This is a genomic window from Candidatus Methanodesulfokora washburnensis (genome assembly GCF_003947435.1).
GTDB lineage: Archaea > Korarchaeota > Korarchaeia > Korarchaeales > Korarchaeaceae > Methanodesulfokora > Methanodesulfokora washburnensis.
Genome location: NZ_RCOS01000159.1, coordinates 1 through 6,483, shown reverse-complemented (window position 1 = coordinate 6,483; position 6,483 = coordinate 1). Strand labels below are relative to the sequence as shown.

General features: G+C 42.6%; 12 protein-coding genes. 7 read left to right on the top strand and 5 right to left on the bottom strand.

The window, feature by feature from the left end; translation table 11 throughout:
• Positions 1-348: hypothetical protein (locus D6D85_RS13750; protein WP_133308328.1), on the bottom strand; the 348-nt coding region annotated here is incomplete at its 3' end.
• A gap of 332 nt (positions 349-680) precedes the next feature.
• Positions 681-1,499 (bottom strand): hypothetical protein, encoded by an 819-nt coding sequence (locus tag D6D85_RS13745; RefSeq protein ID WP_125672608.1) that lies wholly within the window; start codon positions 1,497-1,499, stop codon positions 681-683.
• Positions 1,500-1,598: 99 nt separating this feature from the next.
• On the opposite strand from D6D85_RS13745, the gene D6D85_RS13740 reads away from it, so the two are divergent.
• From D6D85_RS13740 to D6D85_RS13715, 6 genes are all read left to right on the top strand, one after another.
• The gene (locus tag D6D85_RS13740) at positions 1,599-1,820 is read left to right on the top strand and encodes a hypothetical protein (protein ID WP_125672607.1); all 222 of its coding nucleotides are present in this window, start codon (positions 1,599-1,601) and stop codon (positions 1,818-1,820) included.
• A 16-nt stretch (positions 1,821-1,836) separates the two neighbouring features.
• Positions 1,837-2,043: a hypothetical protein gene (locus D6D85_RS13735; RefSeq protein ID WP_125672606.1), complete on the top strand. Its 207-nt coding sequence runs from the start codon at positions 1,837-1,839 to the stop codon at positions 2,041-2,043.
• 105 nt (positions 2,044-2,148) lie between these two features.
• Positions 2,149-2,724: a hypothetical protein gene (locus tag D6D85_RS13730; protein WP_125672605.1), complete on the top strand. Its 576-nt coding sequence runs from the start codon at positions 2,149-2,151 to the stop codon at positions 2,722-2,724.
• A gap of 153 nt (positions 2,725-2,877) precedes the next feature.
• Positions 2,878-3,105 (top strand): type II toxin-antitoxin system CcdA family antitoxin, encoded by a 228-nt coding sequence (locus tag D6D85_RS13725; protein ID WP_237558863.1) that lies wholly within the window; start codon positions 2,878-2,880, stop codon positions 3,103-3,105.
• Positions 3,075-3,533, top strand: coding sequence for a type II toxin-antitoxin system VapC family toxin (locus D6D85_RS13720; RefSeq protein ID WP_125672604.1), 459 nt, complete (start codon positions 3,075-3,077; stop codon positions 3,531-3,533). The genes D6D85_RS13725 and D6D85_RS13720 overlap by 31 nt, the downstream gene beginning before the upstream one ends.
• Positions 3,534-3,583: 50 nt before the next feature.
• Positions 3,584-4,387: a dimethylarginine dimethylaminohydrolase family protein gene (locus tag D6D85_RS13715; protein WP_125672603.1), complete on the top strand. Its 804-nt coding sequence runs from the start codon at positions 3,584-3,586 to the stop codon at positions 4,385-4,387.
• 64 nt (positions 4,388-4,451) lie between these two features.
• Here the strand turns inward: D6D85_RS13715 and D6D85_RS13710 are convergent, their stop codons facing one another.
• Positions 4,452-4,835 carry a toxin-antitoxin system TumE family protein gene (locus D6D85_RS13710; RefSeq protein WP_125672602.1) on the bottom strand — a complete coding sequence of 128 codons (384 nt, stop codon included), beginning with the start codon at positions 4,833-4,835 and terminating at the stop codon, positions 4,452-4,454.
• Positions 4,822-5,127: a hypothetical protein gene (locus D6D85_RS13705; RefSeq protein WP_125672601.1), complete on the bottom strand. Its 306-nt coding sequence runs from the start codon at positions 5,125-5,127 to the stop codon at positions 4,822-4,824. The genes D6D85_RS13710 and D6D85_RS13705 overlap by 14 nt, the downstream gene beginning before the upstream one ends.
• 249 nt (positions 5,128-5,376) lie before the next feature.
• Between D6D85_RS13705 and D6D85_RS13700 the strand changes: the two genes are divergently transcribed.
• Positions 5,377-6,057, top strand: coding sequence for a hypothetical protein (locus D6D85_RS13700; protein WP_125672600.1), 681 nt, complete (start codon positions 5,377-5,379; stop codon positions 6,055-6,057).
• Here the strand turns inward: D6D85_RS13700 and D6D85_RS13695 are convergent.
• Positions 5,996-6,483: DNA-methyltransferase (locus D6D85_RS13695; protein ID WP_133308327.1), on the bottom strand; the 488-nt coding region annotated here is incomplete at its 5' end. The two genes, D6D85_RS13700 and D6D85_RS13695, sit on opposite strands and share 62 nt — an antisense overlap.

Sequence of the window (6,483 nt, the reverse complement as noted above, 5' to 3'; positions counted from 1 at the left end):
ATATATGATCTCTTTTCTCAATCCCTCAATCCTATATTCGAGCTCAGGATCTCCTGGAATCCTAAGTATCCTAGTCTCCCTCGAATTTCTGAGGATTTTAAGGAAATCCTCCGCTGGGATATATATCCTCCTGAAGATCACATCCCCATAGTTATAGTTTCTCTCCTCCCCTTTCTCCTCATCCTTCTTGTGAGGAATAACTTTGATCGCCACTCCAATCCATATGCTCTCTCCTTTCTCATTCCTTCCCCTTACTGATGCACACCTTATCTCAACAAATCCGTACTGATCTTTCCTTTTCTCAAAATCCTTAAGCATTTGGTCATATTCATCCATTGCCTCAACCATAGAGGAGGTCACCTTATGTATTTCCTGACAAAGATAGTTATAAATAAGGTTTATGTAAATGCTAAATATACATAGATATGCTAAAGAGAAAAAGGGCGTTAGAGTGCCAAGAAAAAGTTTTACCATAATAGATGAGGTTCATAACTGGGGAGATTGATCTCAGCTACATGATAGAAGGTCTTTAAAATTTTCAGGAAGAAAAAGCTAATCAAAAGGATACCTCATGTTACCGCTGGGTATCGATATCTATCATTGATATCGATAATCGATATTAATAGGAAGCACTATTGTTTATATTAATTACTATAAACTTACGTATCTATAAAAAAGGATTATTTAGAACTTCCTCGGTAGCTGTAGTGCTCTTCTGGTTTCTTATGTTCCAATCCGCTTATTTTGACATCCTTTGGTTTCCTAAATTCCTTAAACAGGTCAACCTCCTCCTCAATCTTCTTCCGCAATTTTATGTCGTATCCAAAAAGGATAGCATGTATAACAAAAAATGTAGGAACTCCCAGAATGATCATTGTACCTATGGGCAGATGGAACGCTGAATAAAGAGCAAGAAAAATAGAAAGACTTAAGCTACTCCCTGTGCAGATAACCAAGAGCCAAGTAAACGATGGATGAGCTCTAATAGAGGAAGGTGGGGATAAGGATCCATATACCTCATCTATCATGGCCCAATCAGGAATTCCGCCCCTCTTGGGTAGTGGTATCATTAAAAATCTCGCATACTTCTTATTGAGTTTTTCATAACGATCGCATAAATCTTTTCTACTGTCATCAGACATATTTCTGGCCATTTTCAGTTTTTCCGAGATCCACTCCAATACAGCCATATCATAAGCATATGCTGCATCCCATCTGAGGAAGATGTGGTAAAGTGTACTGGATAAAAATGCTAGAAAACCAAGGATTATGGTCAGTGGAAGAGAAAGGATGGTAGGCTCGATTTTCCCATATCCATAAGCAACTATCATTGCACTTCCTGTAATAAAGGCCGTAAGAACCATTATATATACCTGAAGGAGACGGATTCTCCCGTTCTCGGTGGACTCGATAAATCTCACAGTCTGGGCATATACCATGCGCAGGGATTCCTCGGTCGGTTCCTCCCTCTTCGGTGTAGCTTTCTCTTTACTTGACATTGGTATAAATCACCTTTACACTAGAGTTTTTGTGATTAATATAAACTTTTGCGTGCACATGAATCCTGCAAAAAGTATACTGAGAAGGATAAAGAAGAGTTGACTGAGGATAAAAAGCGGATACTGGAGGCCATAAATAAACGGATTGATGAGATAGAAAAGCTGGCCAGCAAACCATCCCACAAGGCTCGATGCTTGGAAGAGATTCTTCACCAGTATCTTTCCATGTGCGATATCGACGAAATTAAGCCTGTGATAATATTCACAAGAAGAAGGGTTCTTGCCAGAGAAATAGAGGAGAATCTGAGAAATAAGGACTGAAAAAGGAACGATAAGGGTGAAGAGGAGGATAGGAGAGAATCTGGCTTGGGACTTGGAATACGGGGGAGATGCAACTGGATCCGGTGACATAAAGAAGAACGAGGATGGAGAACACTGGGTAAGTTTCACGGTCCAGAAGGGGGATGAGGTAATTATATTGGTGGAAGAAGCCAAGAGCCTGGAAGATGCCATTGACAAGATAAGGGAGGTTGCAGAGGAGTAATTTCCGCTTTTAATTTTCGATAAAGAATCTTTATATTTTTCATATGAATTTTGCGTACGCAAAAATTATTAGAAAGGTGTATCCCAAAAGTCTTAAGGGATGGATATGGTTGGGCATCAATATGATCCTCTTATCGGAATATGGGTTAAGTCAAAACCCAGCCACATACAAACATTTATCCGAAACTGGGAAGACACACACGAAGCGCAGGCGTTTTTAGTATATGACCTGCCTCCCATGCTACCTCAGGGCGGTCTGATATTTCTCCACGCGATAAAGGAGAATAAGCTTTCGGCTTATGCAAAGTACGTTGGGTGTGAATATATCAAAGGCTGGTCCTCTGATTATAATCTGCGGGAGCAGGAAAGGAATAGAATATGGCGAACCTATGGTAATGACAAAAAGAGGTTGCACACTCATAAAGAGGAGGAATTTAAGAAATTTTGGGAAGATCAAAAAGGAGTCAGGGGTCTATTCTTAATGGAGGAGGTATGCGAAGTGCCTAAGAAAGTATCATGGGACGAAGAAAAGAGGATCTTAAAGATTTACAGGCCAATTGGATTTAGTTATAAGTATTTGACAGCTACACAGGTTCGCGAATTTTTAGAGTTGATAGGAATTAACATGGAGATAGAAGTTAAAGGAATTGAATCGCCAATTGTTAGGTGGCATTTTAAATAAAGTGTGCTACTTGTCAGTCATCTCATCCACATAAATTGTAAAGCTTTTAGTAACAACCAAGAGGAGGATATTTATAGTGCTTTGATGACTTACAGAAATATGTCTCCACAATTTTGATCGAAATATTTATATGCGCTACAGTTTCAGCATTACATGATGAGTGTTACAGTAACCGTGAGGATTCCAAAGGAACTCAAAGAGGAGGCCAAGAGGCATGGAATCAACATAAGCCATGTCCTGAGGAGGGCTCTCGAGGAGGAGCTGAGGAGGAGAAAAATGGAGGAAGTTGAGGAAGCCGCAAAGAGGGTTGGAGAGCTTTTCTCCAGAATTCCTGAGGAGGAGATCGTTAATTGGATAAGGGAAGCAAGAAAAGAGAGGTAGAAGTCCTGGATGCAAGCTCGATAGGCATTCTGTTAGGGAAGATGAGGGAAAAGGCAGTGGAGCTTCTTGAAGGCATGATCACGCTCGATCTAGCGGTTTATGAGCTGGGCAACCTCATATGGAAAGAGTTCTTTTTAAAGGAGAAGATCAGCAGAAGCGAAGCACTAGATAGAGCGGGGGATCTGGCTAAAGTCCTTGGATTAATGAATCTCGAGAAGTTGAGGAAGGAGGAAGATGTAAAAGGTGCTATGATGCTGGCTGCTGATCTGGGATTGACTTTCTATGATGCATCATATCTTTACATTGCAAAATCCAGAAATGCAATCCTAATTACTGAGGACGGAGAACTTCTGGAGAAGGCCAAAGAGGCTGGAGTGAGGGCAATCAGCGCAGAAGAGTACCTGAGGGCTAGGAAGCTACCTTCATAAAGTTAAAGCTCACTAGAAAGATTTTTTACTTTCTCAATGATGCTGTAGTGATGTCTATGGGCCATGAACGCATTAAAGAGCTCTTCAACACCGTGCTGGTGAGGCCACCCTCACGTGAATTCCCCAGATGTGTCTCAACTCACCCGCTTAGAAACACTGTTGATCTAAATTTAGCTCTCAGACAGCATGAGGACTATGTGAATGCGCTGCAGGAAGAAGGGATTGAGGTTAAAAAGCTGCCCAGTCTTGATGGATTTCCAGATTCTGTCTTCATACAGGACACTGCTTTAGTGAGGGCTCCGGGCAGAAAAGCGCTCATCTCCAGATTCGGAGAGCCGAGCAGGAGAGGTGAGGAGGCAAGTATCAGGGAGTTCCTTGAAAAGCTCGGCTTCATCACTGTAAATGTTGAGGCACCAGCAACTCTTGAGGGAGGTGATGTGATGGTCACCGATGCTGTTGTTTTTGTCGGCCTCACCACCAGGACTAACGTTGGGGGAGTTGAGGCCCTTAAGTCATTCTTTAAACAGGAGGTTATCGCAGTGCCAACAGAAAAGGTATTTCACCTGCTCTCCGCAGTAAACTATATCGGCAATAAGACTGTTGTGATAGTTCCGGAGCTAGTGGATCCTCAATATTTCAGGGGTTTCAAGCAGATTAGAGTGCCTTTGGATGAAGCTTATGCTGCAAATGTTCTCTATCTCGGTGAGAACAGGATCCTCATGCCCAAAGGATATCCAAGAACTGCTGAGAAACTGAGGAAAGAGGGATACAGGACAGTGGAGGTGGATGTCTCCGAGTTCAGGAAGTGCGACGGAGGAGTGACATGCTTAAGCCTGCCTTTCCTCCTAATCTAGAGGTTTTTCAGCAGTGCATGTATGATTTGGAAGGCTAAGGAAGCATTGTTATAAATAAACTTAATTAAAGAGAAGAAGGAGAGTGCTTAATTTTATCCCTAATATAGTTTAAGATTTCCCTTAGGGTGTCATCCCATGTGCTCTTTGGTTCAAATGGCCTTATGTTTGATTGATAACCCTTATGAAAGTGATGTGGATAAGTATCTACATTCGCTGCACTTCTATGAGCAGCATTATCCCACCTATATACTGTTCCATTCACGCTCCTACGTTCCCAGTGGAAGGCATACTTTCCTGGGATTCTTCTTGAGAACCAGATATCAAGGAAGCTGTTGTCCACAAAATATACTCTTAATCTATCGCTCCTTAGATCGATAGATATTATCACATCAGGATATTCCTTCTCTATCGCTTTTGCAAGCCTGAAGTATAGCTCATCTATGCCCATGAGTTTGCCCTTCCAGCTCCTTTAACAGGCCTTCAAGCTCTCTTTCATGGTTTTCCAGATAATCGAGCCTGACTATATCATCATGGGCATCAACATCGCTCACCTTATCCTCCTCGACAAGCTTCATAAGATCCTCAAAGCTCTTTACATTATACTTGGACAGAATCATCACCTTCTCAGCCCTGATATGCCTCAGCTCATCTAGAATGAGGTGTCTCAAGGCCCTTCTCTCAACCTCCTCGGCGGGTAAACCAAGATATCCCGCGAGCTTGGCAACAATAGAGCTTCTCATCTATCCATAATGCCTATTGGATTTAAAAACTTCACGCTTAAACGATTGTATGCATCTCTAAGAGCACTAACAACACCAACTGCGCTCAAACTCCTTAGACTCGAGCTTTTCAATAAGCCTCTTGGCAGCAAGATCGTTATAAGCAAGGCTTTAGCACCAAATAGCTTAAGTCTGCCTTTCTTCCTAATCTAGAGGATTCTCAGTAGCTAATAGGGCTCTTTAAAAGCTCATTCTGTTATATAGCAATAGATGTCGGGTTTATCAATTTTGGTTTCATCAAATCCCGGAGTGGTCATGGCGCAGACAGATCCTTTAGTTCGTCTCCTGAAAAGCAGACCAGATGTCTTGGAACTGTTGGGACGGATATGGGAGATATTGTACATTGAGGGCAGTTCACCGGATATCGGAAAGAGGAGGGAGGATGTTATAAGGGAGATGCTGAGGGAGGAGTTCGGGCTGGAAGTTAAATCTGCACCCTCTACAGAGAGAGAATGGGACTTTTACGTGATCATTGAGGGGAAGGAAAATAGGTACAGTCTTAAGACCACGGAAGACATTGCTGTCATAAAAGTGGCATGGAACGGTTTCCCCTCAATAGATAGGGCACGAAAATTTCAATTCAAATATCCGATTCTCTATATAACTGGAAATAGAAGGGAAAGAGAGGTTTCAATATACGTCTTTGAGATCGATGATCTAGAAGAGCTGAGGGAGGAGATGAAGGATGAAATGTGGTGGATACCGAGGGGAGAAACAAATCCAAGAGGGTTTGGGATAAAGGCAGAAGCTGTCAGGAGGTTAATGGAGAAGGCTAGAAATAAGGGCAACTTTGTGTCTGTGAACTATAATCCCATTAACACGGATATTGTCAAAGAGAGATACTGGAGGATTTGGTATAATATGCTGAAGAAGCTGGCCTTGGAGGGCTAGGCATGTATTCCGTGAGCTTTCTTGCGGCTACTATTTCCCTTATCCTCCTTTCAGCGATCTTCACATATTCCTCTTTTATGTCTATACCTATGTAATGTCTCCCCGTTTTCAATGCAGCAACGCACGTTGTGCCGGATCCCACGAAGGGATCTAGGACAACATCTCCTTCGAATGTATAAAGCTGTATGCATCTGTATGGCAGTTCCTCCGGAAACGGTGCGGGATGTCCGACCTTCCTTGCGGATTCAGGCGGAAACCTCCACACGCTTTTTGTGAACTCCAAGAACTCCTCCCTTGTGATGGTGTCTTTTTTACCCTTACTCTCCCTCTTGAAGCTGCCTTTGGATAGGACAATGATGTATTCATGCTGATCTCTCAGCACAGGGTTTACGGTTGATTGCCAGGATCCCCAAGCTGTGGAGGCCC